Raw genomic sequence first — 15,681 nt, 5'->3', positions numbered from 1 at the left:
CTACTGTAGTTGGGCCTCAATCCATTGGGCCACGCCGTCCTCGTTGTTGGACGGGCAGACCTCATCGGCGATGGCGAGCACCTTCGGATTGGCGTTGGCCACTGCCACTCCTCGGCCGGCCGCGCGCATCATGTCGATGTCGATGAGGTCGTCGCCGAAGGCCACGGTCTCCTCCGGGGACACGCCCATGCGTTCGCACAGCAGGCGCAACGCATGTTCCTTGTTGGCCTCGGGATTCATGAGCATCCACATGACGCCTTCGCTGATCGAGATCTCGAAGTCCCCGGGGATCAGCGGACGCAATGCGTCCCACTGGTCGGCTTCGGGAAAGATCGTGATCTTGTCGGCCACACCGTCGGGCACGTCGTGGAAGTCGGTGTAGCGGAAGGTCTGGGTCTTCCAGTACACGCTGATGTCGAAGTTGGTGTATCGCACGTCGTTCATCACGATGCCGAGTTTCAGGTCCGGCATGTGTTCCAGCAGCATCAGGCAGACTTCGCAGGCGCGGCTTGCGGGAAATCCGATCTTGACCAGGCTGCCGTCCGCCGGCAGATTGGCAGAGGTGAGCAGGTCGAAATCGGAGTTGGCCGCGGGATCGAAGTCGATGAGCGCGCCGTTGAGGTAGATCACGGCGTCGACCAGCAGCTGTTTCGCGAACCGCAGGCCGGTGCTGACCGGGCGGGCGGTGGCGATGGCGAACAGGTAGCCGGCATCATGGGCGCGTTCGATGGTTTCGATGCTGCGTCGGGTGATGTCACGGTCTTCGAACACTTCGGCGTCGTGCAGCAGAGTGCCGTCGAGGTCGGCGACCAGCAGTCGCGGGCGTGCGGTGCCGACGGTGCGGTCGGTGCCGGTGCCGCCCGTCACAGCAGTCCCTCACAGTAGGAGCGGACCAGCTCGGCGGAGTGGTGGAGCTTGGCCTGTTCCTCGGCGTTGAGTTCGAGTTCGACGATTTCGTTGGCGCCGTTGGCGCGCAGTTCGGTGGGCACTCCCAGGAACACGTCATGTTCGCCGTATTCGCCGTCGAGCAGCGTGGAGACGGGCACGATGCGGCGTTCGTCCCACAGGATGGTCTGCACGATGCCGGCCACGGTGGAGGCGATGCCGAAGTTCGTGCCGCCCTTGGCCGCCACGATCTCGTTGCCGCGCATGCGGGTCTTCTCCTCGATTTCGGCGGTGGAGACGGAGGCGAAGCGGTCCTGGTTGTCCGCAAGGAACCTGGCGAACGGCTTGCCACCGAGGGAGACGGTGGACCATGCGGTGAACTGGGAGTCGCCGTGCTCGCCCATCACGAAGCCGCCCACGTTGCGCGGGTCGAGGCCGGTCTCCTCGCCGATGATGGTCTTGAGGCGGGAGGTGTCGAGCGCGGTGCCGGTGCCGAGCACCTGCGTGCGGGGCAGGCCGGAACGTTTCCAGGCGTACCAGGCCATCACGTCCACCGGATTGGAGACCATGACGATCACGCCATCGAAGCCGGAAGCCATGACGTTATCCACCACTTCGCCCACGAGTCCGACCGTGAAGCCGAGTTCGGCGAGTCGCGTGGAGTTGGCCGGCGGCTTGCGGCCCACGGTGATGACCACGATGTCCGCGTCCTTGCAGTCGGCGTAATCGCCGGCGCGCACCTTGACGTGACGGTCCTGGAATTCGCTGCCGTCGTCAAGGTCGTGGGCCTCCCCCAGCGCCTTGGCCGCGAAATGGTCGATGAGCACCAGCTCGTTGCACAGACCGTGCGTGACGATGCCGAACGCGGCGGTGGCTCCCACCTGGCCGGTGCCGACGATGACGACTTTGTTGCGGTTCATGGTGACCATGGGTCTGTTGTCTCCTTACTTGCCCTTACTTGCTCGTCGGATTACCTGCGTGCCCGCCAATCGATATGCGAAGGCACGCGCAAACGAATGCGACCCATGACCGGTGATGGGTCATGGGTCGCAGAACTCACGATTGATATAATCAGCCGAGGTTGAACTTGGTCATCATGTCGAGGCCGATGATCAGGACAACCCACAGCAGGGCGATGATCACGGTCCAACGGTTCAGGTTCTTCTCGGCCACGCCGGAGGTACCGGCGTTCTGGGTCAGGCCGCCGCCGAACATATCCGACAGACCGCCGCCCTTGCCCTTGTGCATGAGGATGAGCAGCGTCAGCAGGGCGCTGAGCAGAACGACTACGATTTGCAGCGTGATCTTAAGAGCGGTCACAGGTAACCTCCGATGTGTAACAAACTGTTGACTAGCATAGCGCAGGCGTCGGAAAAACGCCGTACGTTCTCGCATTATTTCCGTAATTGGGTCGATTTCAGGGCGAGACGTGCGATTCTGGCCAGCTCATCGGCGTCCAGCGCGGCGCCTCCGATGAGGAATCCGTCCACGTCGGGCTGACGGATGAGTTCGGCGGCGTTCTTGGAGGTGACCGATCCGCCGTAGAGGATGCGCACGGATTCGCTGACCTCCGCCCCGAAAGTGGATTTGAGGTCCGCGCGGATGGCCTCGGATGCGTCCTGCGCGGATTGCGGGGTGGCCACCATGCCGGTGCCGATGGCCCAGACCGGTTCGTAGGCCACGATGAGTTTGGCGGTCTCCTCGTCGCTCAGGTCGCGGGTGACGTCGCGGACCTGGCCCACGGCGAAGTCGAGTTCGATGCCCTGGCGGCGCTCCTCGTAGCTTTCGCCCACGCACAGGATCGGCTGCATGCCGGCCGCGAGCACGGCGCGCACCTGATCGACGATGTTGGCGTCGTCCTCGGGATGGTATTTGCGGCGTTCGGAATGGCCGACGATGACGTACGAGCAACCGAGGTGGGCAATCATGTCCGCGGAGACATCGCCGGTGAAGGCGCCTTGCGTGGTCACGGACACGGATTGCGCGCCATAGGTGAGATGCAGGCGGTCGGCCTCGACGAGCACCTGCACGCTACGCAGGGAGGTGAAGGAGGGGAACAGTGCTACCTCGCACCGTTTGAAGTCGAAGTGGGCGTCTCTGAGCAGCCAAGCCAGCTTCTGCACGAAGTAGGTGGCCTCCAGATGATCGAAGTTCATCTTCCAGTTGCCGGCCACCAGCGGAATGCGCTTGGACGCCATGAACGAATCCTCCCTGAACGTAGATGGCTCCCCTCGTGAGGAGGGGAGCCCTGGTACAACCGTGATCGACGGTGTCTGTCTGGACTACTCCAGAACCTTCAGACCCGGGAGCTCCTTGCCCTCAAGGAACTCGAGGGAGGCGCCACCACCGGTGGAGATGTGGGAGAAGCCATCCTCCGGGAAGCCGAGGTTACGCACGGCGGAGGCGGAGTCGCCGCCACCGACGATGGTGAACGCACCAGCCGCGGTGGCGTCCACAAGGCCCTGGGCCACGGCCTTGGTGCCGGCGGCGAACTCGGGGATCTCGAACACGCCCATCGGGCCGTTCCACACCACGGTCTTGGAGTCCACGATCTTGTCGTGGAACAGCTTCTGGGACTCCGGACCGATGTCCAGACCCATCTTGTCGGCCGGGATGGCGTCAGCCGGGACGACCTCCGGAGCGACCGGGGTGTCGCCGGCCGGGAAGCCGGGGTTCACGACGATGTCGGTCGGCAGCACGAGCTCGACGCCGTTCTTCTCGGCGGTCTCGATGTAGCCCTTGACCTTGTCGAGCTGGTCCTCCTCGAGCAGGGAGGTGCCGACCTCGTAGCCCTTGGCCTTGAGGAAGGTGAAGACCATGCCGCCGCCGATGACGAGGCGGTTGGCCTTGTCGAGCAGGTTCTCGATCACGCCGAGCTTGTCGGAGACCTTGGAACCGCCGAGCACCACGGTGAACGGGCGCTCCGGGTTCTTGGTGGCCTTGGACAGGGCCTTGACTTCCTTCTCGACCAGCAGGCCGGCGGCGGCCGGCAGATCGGCGGCCACGTCGTAGTTGGAGCCCTGGGCACGGTGGACCACACCGAAGCCGTCGGAGACGAAGGCCTCGCCGAGGGCGGCGATCTTCTTGGCGTAGGCGGCGCGCTCGGCGGCATCCTTGGAGGTTTCCTCCGGGTTGAAGCGCACGTTCTCGAGCAGGACCACGTCGCCGTCGTTCATCGCGGCGACCTTGGCCTGGGCGTCCTCGCCGTAGGTGTCCTTGGCCAGCGGGACCTCGACGCCGAGCAGCTCGCCCAGACGCTTGGCGACCGGGGCCAAGCTCAGCTCGGGGACGACTTTGCCCTTCGGGCGGCCGAGGTGGGCCATGAGGATGACCTTGGCGCCTTCCTCGCGCAAGGTCTTGATGGTCGGCAGAGCAGCCTTGATACGACCGTCATCGGTGATGGTGGTGCCGTCCAGCGGAACATTGAAATCAGCGCGAACCAGGACGCGCTTGCCCTTGAGATCTCCAAGGTCCTTGAGTGTCTTCATAATTTCCTTTCCTTGACGAATGGAAACGTCAAAGTGGCCAGTTTTGCCACTTCGCATATTACAGGCATTTATAGAAAAACACCGCATTCCATCCAGTAGACGAATGCGGTGTCGTACACAGTGTGGTCGCTATGGACGCGATGCGTTGTGAACGCTCACTTGCCTTCGGCGGCGCGGGCCTTCTCGGTCTTCTCGGCGAGCTGAAGCAGTCGGCGGATACGGCCGGCGATGGCGTCCTTGGTGATCTGCGGCTCGGCGAGCTTGCCTAGCTCCTCGAGGCTCTTGTCCACGTGGTCGATGCGCAGCTGGCCGGCCTGGCGCAGGTTGTCCGGGATATTGTCCCCCAGCACCTCGAAGGCGTGCTGCACCTTCTCGCTGGCCTCGGCTGCGGCCTTGGCCGAACGGCGCATGTTGGCATCGTCGAAGTTGGCCAGGCGGTTGGCCTTGCCGCGGGCCTCGCCGTCGGAGCGCTTGCCGGTCCATTCGCGGGCGGAGCGCGAGGCGCCCATGAGCTTGAGCATGCGCTCGATGGCGTCCGGGTCCTTGAGCGTCACGCGCTCGGAGCTGCGCAGCGTGCGGTGCTTGGCCTGGATGCCGAGTCGGCGGGCCACGCCGCACAGGGCCATGGCTGCCTCTTCGGTGGGGCAGGCGATTTCCAGGAAGCTGGCCTTGCCCGGGTCGGACAGGAAGCCGCGGGCCATGAACGCACCACGCCAGGCGGCCTTGATCTGGGCGATCGAGCCGTTGACCACCTCCGCGGGAAGACCGCGCACCTGCTGCTTGCGGCGGTCCACCAGTCCGGTCTGCAGCGCCAGTGCCACCACGTTGCGGGTAACGAGCACCACGTAGGTCTCGACCGGACCGTTCGGCGTCTGGCGGGTGAGATGGTTGACCTCGGCTTCATGGCCGAACACGTCCCTCAGCGTGTTCCTGAGCCATTCGGCGGAATCCAGCGAGGTGAACACCGCCTGGATCACGTAGGTGTTCTGCACGGGGCGGAGACCGCCGCCGAAACGGATCATGGCCGCGGCCTGGGCCTTGATAGCGGCTGGGGAGTCACCCTCAAAGGCTGCCAACTCGCTTTTAACGTCATCCAGAAGAGCCAAGATCCAACCTCCTACAGTCCCGTTCTTCCCAATGCTTCAGGCGTTTCGAATCGTCAACACGAAAGTGACGCGCCGGCAGCCATCGGCTTACTGTGATACCTAATCTAGTGGACAACTAAACCCGTTCGATACGTATTTCGGCCCTCTTCTTCTCGCAGTGTGGTCATCCTGATGACCTTCGCTCGACCGTCAGGAGGAGCGGGTCTTGTGCTGTTCGCGCGCGGAAACGGTCACATTGAGACCGTGCGCGCGTAGCCGTCGGGCCAGTTCCTCGCTCATGGCCACCGAACGGTGCTGGCCGCCGGTGCAGCCGATGGCGATGGTCACGTAGTGCTTGTCCTCCTGGGCGTACCCTTCCAAGGCGATTTCGATGGCTTTCTCATAGGAGTCCAGGAATTCCTTGGCTCCCTTGCTGGAGAGTACGTAGTCGGCCACTGGCTTGTCTCGACCGGTGAGTTCACGCAGGCTGGGCACCCAGAACGGGTTGGGCAGGAAGCGCACGTCCGCCACGAAATCGGCGTCGATGGGCATGCCGTATTTGAAGCCGAAGCTGAAGATGTGCACGGCCACTGTGGTGGGGCCCGAGCCGAGCATCGCCTCGTACAGGCGGGTGGAGAGCTGGTGGATGGAGAGCTTGCTGGTGTCGATCACCCAGTCGGCGCGCTCCTTGAGCCCCACGAGCAGCTGGCGTTCCTCCTTGATGCCGTCGATGAGGCGGTTGCCGTGCTGCAGCGGATGCGGGCGTCGTACGGATTCGTAGCGCTTGATGAGCACCTCGTTGCTGGCGTCGAGGAAGAGGATGCGGGTCTTGACGCCGAGGTCGTCGAGATGGCCCAGCACGGCGGCGAGGTCGTCGAAGTAGCTGCGGGAACGCACGTCGATGACGGCCGCGAGCTTGTGCACGCCGCCGCCCTTGCCGGAGGTGGTCATCATGTCCACGAGGGGCACAAGCAGTTTGGGCGGCAGATTGTCCACCACGTACCAGCCCATGTCTTCCACGCAGTCGGCGGCGTGGGAGCGGCCCGCGCCGGACATGCCGGTGATGAGCAGCACCTCGAAGGAGTCGAGCGGGTTGGGTGTGGCGTCGCCGTCCGTCCGCGTTTGTGCCGTCGTGTTGCTCTGCTGGTTCCAGCGACCGTCATCGCCGGTCGGCGCGATGTTGCGGTTGGGGGTCTGTTGGTCCATCACAGTGCCTCCTCAAGTGCCCTGCGCATGTCGATTTCCAGATGGTCGTCCTCGGTGGTGGTGTTCTGCAGCCGCTGGTCGGCGTCGCTGGGCGGGTCGTCGTCCCAGATGCCGGTCATGAGCAGCACCTGCACCAAGGCTTGGTACAGCAGCATTTCCTCGCCGCCGATGGCGTGGCCGGAACGGGAACGCCATGCCTGCATGAGCGAGGTGGGTCGCGGATCGTAGACCACGTCCAGCAGCAGACCGTCGAAGGTCGTGCCCTCGGCGTCTGCGAACAGGCGGGCGAGACCGTCGGCCGCATGGCCGGGGATGGTGTTGATCACATAGGTGGCCTCGCCGGCGGCCTTGAGCACCGCGTCCTCGTCCGCCAGATCGATCTCACGGTAAGGGCGGTCGGATTTGATGAATTTCTCCGCCACCGTCTTCAGTGCGGGGTTCTTGCCGGGATGGCGGGCGGCCACGGTGATGCGGCCGATTTCGGGCATCATGCTCAGGGCGGCCGTGGCCGAGGTGGCGGTGTTGCCGTTGCCGATGACGAGTGCTTCCCCGGCGCGGCGGTCGGTGTGGTGGATGCCGAGCTCGCGGTTGGCGTGGTCGAAGGCGAGCTGGATGCCGATGACGTCGGTGTTGTACAGCTTGATGGACGGCTTGCCGTTGGGCCACGCGGGGTCGTCGCGGTCCGGATCGCTCCAGTCGAACACGGCGGTGTTGGCTACTTTGAGTTCCTCGGCCCACAGATTGGAGGGCGTGCCGTACGGCTGGATGGTCTTCTTCAGCGGCATGGTCAGGCTCAGACCGGCCCAAGTGGGATCGAGACCCTTGAGGAAGGCGTCCAGGTCTTCCTGCCCTACCTCGTGCTTGTCGTAGAACCAATCGTGCAGTCCGAGCGACTCGTAGGCGGCGTTGTGGAGTACCGGCGAAAGCGAATGCGCGATGGGCTTGCCGAGTACCGCGCAGCGATGGTTGACCATATCCCCTCCTTGTTGACTCTCCCCATGCTAGCCGACTTGCGGGATGGATGCCGTTACATTCATGGACGATCGCCGAATATCGTCTGGATGGATGCTGTATGCGGTCGACGACCAGTCGTTCCCGAGCCGCCCGTTTTCCCGGATCTCCCAGATACCGCCAGCGGCATCCGTCTGTCAGGAGACCTGTGAGAAAACGGTGATGCGACCGTCAGGATTCCTTGTGCAATGCGTTGTACAGCGTTTCGGCCTTGGCGTGGCCGATGCCCTTGACCGCTTCGAAATCCTCCACGCTGGCCTCGCGCATGGCCTTGACGGAGCCGAAGTGCGCGAGCAGCCGCTTCTGGTAGCTTTCACCGATGCCGGGGATGTCGTCCAGCGCGCTGCGCAGGGCGCCTTTGCGCCGTTGCTGGCGATGGTAGGTGATGGCGAACCGGTGGGATTCGTCACGCACGCGCTGCAGCAGGTACATGCCTTCGGATTGGCGTTTGAGGATGATCGGATAGTCGTCGTCCGGCACCCAGACCTCTTCGAGTCGCTTGGCCAGACCGCAGACCGCCACGTCGTCCACGCCGCAGTCGCGCAGCGCCTTGGCGGCGGCCATGACCTGCGGCTGTCCGCCGTCGACCACCACGAGATTCGGCTTGTAGGCGAAGTGGCGTCGATCGGTGTTCTGCTGGACGAGCATGCCCGTGTCGACCGTGGACGCCGGCGGGTTCGCGGTCCCTGTCTGCGACGGCACGGCCGCATCCCGTGGCGGCGTCTGCACCGTGTCCCGATCCGCAGTGGTTCCATCGAGCCCGTCGGCCCCGGCCTGCGCCTCGTGCCCGCGTCCCACGGCGGCCCGCGCGGCCCGTTCCTCGGCGTCCATGCTCTCGCCCGAATCGCCGGCGATATTGCCGTGACGGAACCGGCGGGTCAGGGTCTCGTAGAGCGCCGACAGATCGTCCACCGCGCCTTTGCCGTCGTTGCCGCGAATGGCGAAACGGCGGTATTCGGATTTCTTGGCGATGGCGTCCTCGAACACCACCATCGAGGCGACCTGGAATGCCCCGCCCACGGTGTTCGAGATGTCGTAGCATTCGATACGCAGCGGGGCTTCGGACAGGCCCAATGCCTCGGCCACGTCGTTCATGGCCTGGGTGCGGGCTCCCATGTCCGAGATGCGGCTCATCTTGGCGCGGGCCAACGCCTGGTTCGCGTTCTCGTTCGCACGGTCCATGAGCTGTTTCTTGTCGCCCCGGGAGGCCACGCGGATGGTCATCGATCCCCCGCGCAGCCCGGTCAGCCAGTTCTCGAGTTCCTGGCTGCGCGCCGGTTCGATGGGCACGATGATCTCGCGTGGCACGGGTGCGATGGGGGCGAGCAGGTCGGCGCGGCCCGTCACTTCCTGTCGGGTGTTGCGTTCGCGGGTCGCTTTGGCGCGGGCCAACGCATCGGTCGCCGTGACGCTCTGCGTGGAGCCGATGGCCTCGCGTCTGGTGGAAATGGTGGCGGCGCCCTCGCCTTCTGCAACGCCGTCGGTGCCGGCCGCGTCCGAATACACCTGGACGATGAGGTCGGCCATGAGGTCGCCGTCCGCGATGTCCTCGACGCGCTCGACGCTCCAATTGCGTTCGCCGCGAATCGATCCGGCACGCACGTAGAAGGCGTGGACGGAGGCTTCGAGCTCGTCGCTGGCGAATCCGAACACGTCCGCGTCCACGTCCTGGTCGAAGACGACGGCGTTCTGCTGGACCACGGTTTCGAGCATCTGGATCTGGTCGCGCAGACGCGCGGCTTTCTCGAACTCGAGTTCGGCGCTGGCCTCCTTCATCTCCCGGGTCAGTTGGGCGATGTACGGACGGCCGAGCCGGCCGGTCATCACGCCCACAAGCTGTGCGGCAAGCCTGCGGTGGTCGCTCGCCTCGATACGGCCGATGCATGGCGCGGAGCATTTGCCGATCGACGCCAGCAGACACGGGCGGCCGGTGAGCTGGGCCTTGTGGAACACGTTGGTGGTGCAGGTGCGCACTGGGAAGGTACGCAGCAGCCGGTCGAGACTGTGACGGAGCTCCCATACCTTGGCGTAGGGGCCGAAGTACCTGGTGTCGCGGCGTTTGCGCGAACGGGTGACCCAGACGCGGGGAACGCGCTCCCCCGTGCTCACCGCCAGGTACGGATAGGTTTTGTCGTCGCGGAACTGCACGTTGAACCGTGGGTCGAACTCCTTGATCCACGTGTATTCCAACGTCAGGGATTCCAGTTCGGTGGCCACGACGGTCCATTCCAGACTGCGTGCCGTGAGCACCATGGTCTGCGTGCGCGGGTGCAACAGGTACAGCGGCTGGAAGTAATTGGTGAGCCTGTTGCGTAGGTTCTTGGCCTTGCCCACGTAGATGACGCGCCCTTCGCCGTCACGCCACTTGTAGACGCCCGGCTTGGCGGGAATGTCGGAGGTCTTCGGCCGGAACAAATCGCGCGAGTCGCCCAGCAACGGCGCCCCGTTCACGTTAACCCGCGCTCCCGCTCCCCCGGCGGCGGCATCACCAGCCCCGCCCTCATCCATCAGGGCCGCGGCGGTCTTGCGCCACTCATCCGGACTATGCCGTTCAATATCGTTCGTCATCTATCAACCATCCGCAACGTATGCACAGAACGAGCGTGGGGTCGGCATATACGATGTCAGACCGTAAAGACTCGGCCTGAGCGGCCCGGAGCGTGTCGGACATCGTATATGCCGACCCCACGCGGACACCGGGCTCAATAAGGGAAGCGTCTAGAGCATCGGCTTCAGGAATTTTCCGGTCCAGGAGTCCTCGCATTCGGCGACCTGTTCCGGGGTGCCCTGGGTGACGATGGTACCGCCGCCGTCTCCGCCTTCCGGTCCCAGGTCGATGATCCAATCCGCCTCCTTGATCACATCAAGGTTGTGCTCGATGACGATCACAGTGTTGCCCTTGTCCACCAAGGATTGCAGCACCTTGAGCAGCTTGTTCACGTCCTCGAAGTGCAGGCCGGTGGTCGGCTCGTCGAGGATGTACACAGTCTTGCCGTCCGACCGGCGCTGCAGTTCGGTGGCGAGTTTGACGCGCTGCGATTCGCCGCCCGACAGCGTCGGCGCTGGCTGGCCGAGCCGGATGTAGCCAAGTCCCACATCCACCAGGGTCTTGAGATAGCGGGAGATGCCGGTGTACGCCTTGAAGAAGTCCGCGGCCTCCTCGATGGGCATATCGAGGATGTCGGCCACGGTCTTGCCGTTGTAGGTGACCTCTAGCGTCTCGCGGTTGTACCGCTTGCCGTGGCACACCTCGCAGTCCACGTACACGTCCGGCAGGAAGTTCATCTCGATCTTCAGCGTGCCGTCGCCGTGGCATGCCTCGCAGCGGCCGCCCTTGACGTTGAAGCTGAAGCGGCCCGGACCATAGCCGCGTACCTGTGCTTCGGGGGTTTTAGCGAATAGCGTGCGGATCTTGTCCCAGACGCCGGTGTAGGTGGCGGGGTTGGATCGCGGCGTACGGCCGATGGGGTTCTGATCCACATGGATCACCTTACGCACCTGGTCCACGCCCTCCACGCGCGTGTGCTTGCCGGGCACGATGCGTGCGCCGTTGAGCTTGTCCGCGAGCACCGGGTAGAGGATGGTGTTCACCAACGAGGATTTGCCGGATCCGGAAACGCCGGTGACCACGGTGAAGACGCCGAGCGGGAAGCTCACGTCGATGTTCTTGAGGTTGTTCTCGCGCGCGCCGACCACCTTGAGCACCTTGGTCTTATGGACCTTGCGCCGATGGGCGGGCATGGCGATCTCACGCCGGTGGGCGATGTAGTCGCCGGTGATGGAGCGTTTCGCCTCGATGAGATGCTTGGCGGGACCGGAGTAGATGACCTCGCCGCCATGTTCGCCGGCGCCGGGGCCGATGTCCACCACCCAGTCGGCCTGACGTATCGTATCCTCGTCGTGCTCGACCACGATGAGCGTGTTGCCGAGGTCACGCAGATGATGCAGGGTCTCGATGAGGCGTTCGTTGTCGCGCTGGTGCAGGCCGATGGACGGCTCGTCCAGCACGTACATGACACCGACCAGACCGGAACCGATCTGCGTGGCGAGTCGGATGCGCTGTGCTTCGCCGCCGGACAGCGTGGCGGCGGCGCGCGACAGCGTCAGGTAGTCGAGGCCGACGTCGTTGAGGAAGCCGAGGCGGGCCTTGATCTCCTTGAGGACCTCGCCGGCGATCATCTGCGCGGCGCCTTCGAGTTTCAGGCCGTTGACCCATTCCAGTTCACGGACCACGGGCATGTCGCACACGTCGAAGATGGACTTGCCGTCCACGGTGACCGCCAGGACTTCGGGCTTGAGCCTGCGGCCATGGCAGACCTGGCAGGGCACCTCGCGCATGTAGGACTCGTAGTATTCGCGCATGGACTGCGAATCGGTCTCGCCATGGCGGCGCATGAGCGTGCGCACCACGCCTTCGAATCCGGTGGAGTATTCGCGTAGACGACCCCAGCGGTTGCGGTAGGAGACGTCCACCTTGAAGTCGTGACCGTAGAGGATGTCGTGCCTGACATCCTCGGGCAGATCCTTCCACGGGGTCTTCATGGAGAAGCCCATCTCACGGGCCAGTCCTTCGAGGATGTGGCCGTAGTACTGGGAGGTCATCTTGGTGCCGCTCCACGGCTCGATGACGCCCTCCGCGATGGACTTGTCCGGGTCGGAGATGATGAGGTCAGGATCAATCTCCAGCTTGAAGCCCAGGCCGGTGCAGGCCGGGCATGCGCCGTAGGGCGCGTTGAAGGAGAAGGTGCGCGGCTCGATCTCGTCCAGTTCGAGCGTATGCCCGTTGGGACAGCTGCGGTGTTCGGAGAACGGCTGGCGGCGGGCCGGGCTGCCTTCCTCCTCGTCCACGAAGTCGATGACGATGCTACCGTTGGCGAGCTTGAGCGCGGTCTCCACCGAATCGGTGAGACGCTGCCGGATGCCGTCCTTGACCACAAGACGGTCCACCACCACCTCGATGGTGTGCTTCTTCTGCTTGGTGAGTTTGATATCGTCGGACAGCTGCCTCATTTCGCCGTCAATGAGCGCACGGGCGTAGCCGTCGGAGCGCAGAAGTTCGAGCATGTCCACGAACTCGCCCTTGCGTCCCTTGACCACGGGGGCGAGGATCTGGAACCGCGTGCGCTCCGGGTAGCCAAGCAGTGTATCCACAATCTGCTGCGGGGTCTGCGAGGCCACCGGCTCGCCACATTCGGGGCAGTGCGGCACGCCGGTGCGGGCGAACAGGAGTCGCAGGTAATCGTAGATTTCGGTGATGGTGCCAACCGTCGAACGCGGGTTGCGGTTCGTGGTCTTCTGGTCGATGGAGACGGCCGGGCTCAGACCCTCGATGAAATCGACGTCGGGCTTGTCCATCTGCCCGAGGAACTGGCGGGCGTACGCGGACAGCGATTCGACGTACCTGCGCTGGCCTTCGGCGAACAGGGTGTCGAATGCCAGCGAGGATTTGCCCGAGCCGGACAAACCGGTGAACACCACCATGCGGTTGCGCGGAATCGCCAGGTCCACGTTCTTGAGGTTGTGTTCGCGAGCGCCCTGGATGGTGATCTTGAGATCGTTGGGGATATGGGAGATGTCCGCCACGAGTGAGCCGTCATGCTCCACGAGCGGCGCCTTCCTGATCTCCCGTGACAGGAACGAATCGCTGGTCATCACCTTTTCGACGATGACCTCACCGCTTTTGCCTTTGGTTCGTCTCGCAGCGTCATTCCGCGTTGTCGCCACAGTCTTCCCGCCTTCCGTCTTGTCGGCATCTCCCCTGTGCGGACCCGAGACAGAAGTTATCTCCCGAACGCACACTATGTCATGTACCTCCATAGGATACCTGATTCCACGACAAAATTCGAACATATGTTCCATTTGTGTGTTATACTCATACATGTCATCGGGTGTCTTCCGGGAGCGCATGCGAATATGCCGAACGATGGCAATGCATGTATACGCATTATGCAAAGGAACAGAACATGGCCTCGGAAACGAATCGGCAGATTGAGCTCTATGAGAGCGCAGACCACACCGTCCATCTCAATGTGAAAGTCAATCAGGACACCGTATGGCTGACGCAGCAGCAGATGGCGCTGCTGTTCGGCCGTGATGTGACAACCATCCGTAAACATATCAAAGTCGCGCAAACCGAGGAGCTCCAAGGAATTTCAACTAGTGCATATTTTGCACTAGTTCAGCATGAGGGCGAGCGAACCGTGGAAAGACGAGTCGTCCATTACAACCTCGACATGATCCTTTCCATCGGGTACCGCGTGAGATCCAAAGAAGGCGTATATTTCCGCCGTTGGGCCAACTCTGTGCTCAAGCAACATCTGCTTGAAGGTTACACCATCAATCAGCAGCGTCTTGATGCACTTCACACCGTAGTCAAAGTATTGCAGCGGGCCAACGAACCGGAAATCGCGGGGGCTGCCGAGATTCTGAACCAGTATCTGCCAAGTCTTACATTGCTCAGCGACTACGATATGGGCAAGGTTACTCCCCCGAAAGGTGATGAATCCTGTTGGCGGCTCACTTATGAAGATGCCGCATCGTTCGTCAGGTCAATGCCGTTCTATAGGCAGTCCGACCTGTTCGGACGCGAACGCAATGGCTCATTCCAGGGTATTGTCAACGGTCTATACCAGACATTTTCCGGGGAGGAATTGTACCGCTCAGTGCAATCCAAAGCCGCGAATCTGTTATACCAAATCGTCAAGGACCATCCCTTTTCGGACGGCAACAAGCGATGCGCCGCGGCTTTGTTCGTCTATTTTCTGGACCGGAACGGTGTTCTGAAGGATGACGCAAAGCTTCTGGTGGAGGGCAACGCGCTCGCCGCCATGACGCTGATGATCGCTTTATCCTCACCCGCGGAGAAAGATACGATGATCGCGCTGGTCGAGAACTTCCTCGCCCACTGATCAGCAAAACCTGGGTTGGCTTCCGATCCGACGATCTTGCGTCATGCATTTTTCATCGGTTGCGGAAGCCCACGATCCATCTAGGAATCGCAACGCCACATTCATGACAAAGGAGCAATAATGATCGATGGATTCAAGAAGTTTATTTCACGGGGAAACATGATCGATATGGCGGTCGGCGTGGTGATGGGCAGCGCGGTCACGTCGGTGGTGAACGCGATTGTGAACAGTCTCATCAACCCGCTGATCGCCATGGTGTTCGGCAAACCGGATATGAGCGGGCTGTTATCATTCACGTTTAACGGCGCTACGGTGTCGTTGGGCGCGGTACTAGGGGCATTACTCAATTTCCTGGTGATTGCTGTGGCTGTGTACTGCTTCATTCTGGTGCCAATCAATAAGTTCCGCGATATGTCCGAGGCGCTACTGATCAAGACCAAGATCAAGCAGGAGTCCGAAGAGAAAGCTCAGGCGCCAGAGATCACGCCTGAAGAGCAAACCGTGACCCTGCTCACCGAAATCCGCGATCAGCTTGCCAAACGATCTGAGTTGCCGCTTCAGCATGATTAATGTTCATTTCGCCGATTGCGTGTAATCCGTGTAATCACATTCCGGTGACATTTGGGCTGGGAAAATCGGGAGGTATGAGACAATTCATTTCCCGTTGGCTGGTATTGACGATCGCCGCGGCCGTCATGGTCGCCGTATTGCCCGGCATGGAAGCGGTGGGCGAGCCGCCGATTCTTGGCGTGGCCGCATTCTCCTTGTTCATGGCGTTGATCAACGCCTCGATCAAACCGGTCGTGCATTTGCTCGCATTGCCGATCTCCATTCTGAGCCTTGGCCTGTTCGCGCTGATCATCAACTGGCTGTTCATGGAGCTCGCCTCGTACCTGGCGTTCTCCCTGTTCGGCGTGGGCGTGGTCATCGACGGCTTCTGGTGGTCGGTGTTCGGCTCGGTCATCATGTCGATCGTCTCCGGCATCGTCGAAAGCATCATCGGCGAATAGCGAATCACGAACCGCTGCCGGACCGCCGAATACAACCGAATATGACTGTGCGCATGTCCCGATTCGCATCGAGGCATGCGCACAGTCA

General features: G+C 62.6%; 13 protein-coding genes. 3 read left to right on the top strand and 10 right to left on the bottom strand.

The annotated features are described in order from the left end of the window. The 10 genes from DF196_RS00895 to uvrA form a co-directional block, all read right to left on the bottom strand. Positions 1–867: an HAD family hydrolase gene (locus DF196_RS00895; protein ID WP_109056061.1), complete on the bottom strand. Its 867-nt coding sequence runs from the start codon at positions 865–867 to the stop codon at positions 1–3. After that, on the bottom strand, positions 864–1,814 hold the full coding sequence (locus DF196_RS00890) for an L-lactate dehydrogenase (RefSeq protein ID WP_109056060.1): 951 nt from the start codon (positions 1,812–1,814) through the stop codon (positions 864–866). The genes DF196_RS00895 and DF196_RS00890 overlap by 4 nt, the downstream gene beginning before the upstream one ends. Positions 1,815–1,956: 142 nt before the next feature. Then, positions 1,957–2,205 carry a preprotein translocase subunit SecG gene (gene secG / locus DF196_RS00885; protein WP_109056059.1) on the bottom strand — a complete coding sequence of 83 codons (249 nt, stop codon included), beginning with the start codon at positions 2,203–2,205 and terminating at the stop codon, positions 1,957–1,959. Positions 2,206–2,279: 74 nt separating this feature from the next. Next, entirely contained in the window at positions 2,280–3,083 is an 804-nt protein-coding gene (gene tpiA, locus DF196_RS00880; protein ID WP_109056058.1) for a triose-phosphate isomerase, read from the bottom strand. 84 nt (positions 3,084–3,167) lie between these two features. After that, on the bottom strand, positions 3,168–4,373 hold the full coding sequence (locus tag DF196_RS00875; RefSeq protein ID WP_109056057.1) for a phosphoglycerate kinase: 1,206 nt from the start codon (positions 4,371–4,373) through the stop codon (positions 3,168–3,170). A gap of 155 nt (positions 4,374–4,528) precedes the next feature. Further along, positions 4,529–5,479 (bottom strand): DNA-binding protein WhiA, encoded by a 951-nt coding sequence (whiA, locus tag DF196_RS00870; protein WP_109056056.1) that lies wholly within the window; start codon positions 5,477–5,479, stop codon positions 4,529–4,531. A 189-nt stretch (positions 5,480–5,668) separates the two neighbouring features. Then, positions 5,669–6,664, bottom strand: coding sequence for an RNase adapter RapZ (gene rapZ / locus DF196_RS00865; RefSeq protein ID WP_109056055.1), 996 nt, complete (start codon positions 6,662–6,664; stop codon positions 5,669–5,671). Beyond that, entirely contained in the window at positions 6,664–7,638 is a 975-nt protein-coding gene (locus tag DF196_RS00860) for a shikimate dehydrogenase family protein (RefSeq protein ID WP_109056054.1), read from the bottom strand. Before DF196_RS00860 ends, rapZ begins: the two co-directional genes overlap by 1 nt. A 208-nt stretch (positions 7,639–7,846) precedes the next feature. After that, entirely contained in the window at positions 7,847–10,243 is a 2,397-nt protein-coding gene (uvrC, locus tag DF196_RS00855) for an excinuclease ABC subunit UvrC (protein WP_109056053.1), read from the bottom strand. Between the two features lie 150 nt (positions 10,244–10,393). Beyond that, positions 10,394–13,327 (bottom strand): excinuclease ABC subunit UvrA, encoded by a 2,934-nt coding sequence (uvrA, locus tag DF196_RS00850; protein ID WP_170114956.1) that lies wholly within the window; start codon positions 13,325–13,327, stop codon positions 10,394–10,396. 311 nt (positions 13,328–13,638) lie between these two features. Here uvrA and DF196_RS00845 point away from each other — a divergent pair, with 311 nt between their 5' ends. The 3 genes from DF196_RS00845 (at position 13,639) to DF196_RS00835 (ending at position 15,593) form a co-directional block, all read left to right on the top strand. Next, positions 13,639–14,583: a virulence RhuM family protein/type II toxin-antitoxin system death-on-curing family toxin gene (locus DF196_RS00845; RefSeq protein ID WP_109056052.1), complete on the top strand. Its 945-nt coding sequence runs from the start codon at positions 13,639–13,641 to the stop codon at positions 14,581–14,583. A 120-nt stretch (positions 14,584–14,703) separates the two neighbouring features. Beyond that, complete coding sequence (mscL, locus tag DF196_RS00840) at positions 14,704–15,153, top strand: large conductance mechanosensitive channel protein MscL (RefSeq protein WP_109056051.1); 450 nt, start codon at positions 14,704–14,706, stop codon at positions 15,151–15,153. A 74-nt stretch (positions 15,154–15,227) separates the two neighbouring features. After that, positions 15,228–15,593, top strand: a complete 366-nt coding sequence (locus DF196_RS00835) for a phage holin family protein (RefSeq protein ID WP_109056050.1) — start codon at positions 15,228–15,230, stop codon at positions 15,591–15,593. The last annotated feature ends 88 nt before the right edge of the window (positions 15,594–15,681 follow it).

This window comes from Bifidobacterium callitrichidarum (assembly GCF_003129905.1).
In the GTDB taxonomy this organism is placed as follows: Bacteria; Actinomycetota; Actinomycetes; order Actinomycetales; family Bifidobacteriaceae; genus Bifidobacterium; species Bifidobacterium callitrichidarum.
Note: the sequence above shows the minus strand (reverse complement) of the source record. Positions and strands in the feature narration are given on the sequence as shown.

Excerpts from the sequence above, each read along its gene's own strand:
- mscL (WP_109056051.1), top strand. The coding sequence starts at position 14,704 with ATGATCGATGGATTCAAGAAGTTTATTTCACGGGGAAACATGATCGAT.
- DF196_RS00875 (WP_109056057.1), bottom strand. The coding sequence starts at position 4,373 with ATGAAGACACTCAAGGACCTTGGAGATCTCAAGGGCAAGCGCGTCCTG.
- rapZ (WP_109056055.1), bottom strand. The coding sequence starts at position 6,664 with ATGGACCAACAGACCCCCAACCGCAACATCGCGCCGACCGGCGATGAC.
- uvrA (WP_170114956.1), bottom strand. The coding sequence starts at position 13,327 with ATGACCAGCGATTCGTTCCTGTCACGGGAGATCAGGAAGGCGCCGCTC.
- uvrC (WP_109056053.1), bottom strand. The coding sequence starts at position 10,243 with ATGACGAACGATATTGAACGGCATAGTCCGGATGAGTGGCGCAAGACC.
- DF196_RS00890 (WP_109056060.1), bottom strand. The coding sequence starts at position 1,814 with ATGGTCACCATGAACCGCAACAAAGTCGTCATCGTCGGCACCGGCCAG.
- DF196_RS00835 (WP_109056050.1), top strand. The coding sequence starts at position 15,228 with ATGAGACAATTCATTTCCCGTTGGCTGGTATTGACGATCGCCGCGGCC.
- DF196_RS00860 (WP_109056054.1), bottom strand. The coding sequence starts at position 7,638 with ATGGTCAACCATCGCTGCGCGGTACTCGGCAAGCCCATCGCGCATTCG.
- DF196_RS00845 (WP_109056052.1), top strand. The coding sequence starts at position 13,639 with ATGGCCTCGGAAACGAATCGGCAGATTGAGCTCTATGAGAGCGCAGAC.
- tpiA (WP_109056058.1), bottom strand. The coding sequence starts at position 3,083 with ATGGCGTCCAAGCGCATTCCGCTGGTGGCCGGCAACTGGAAGATGAAC.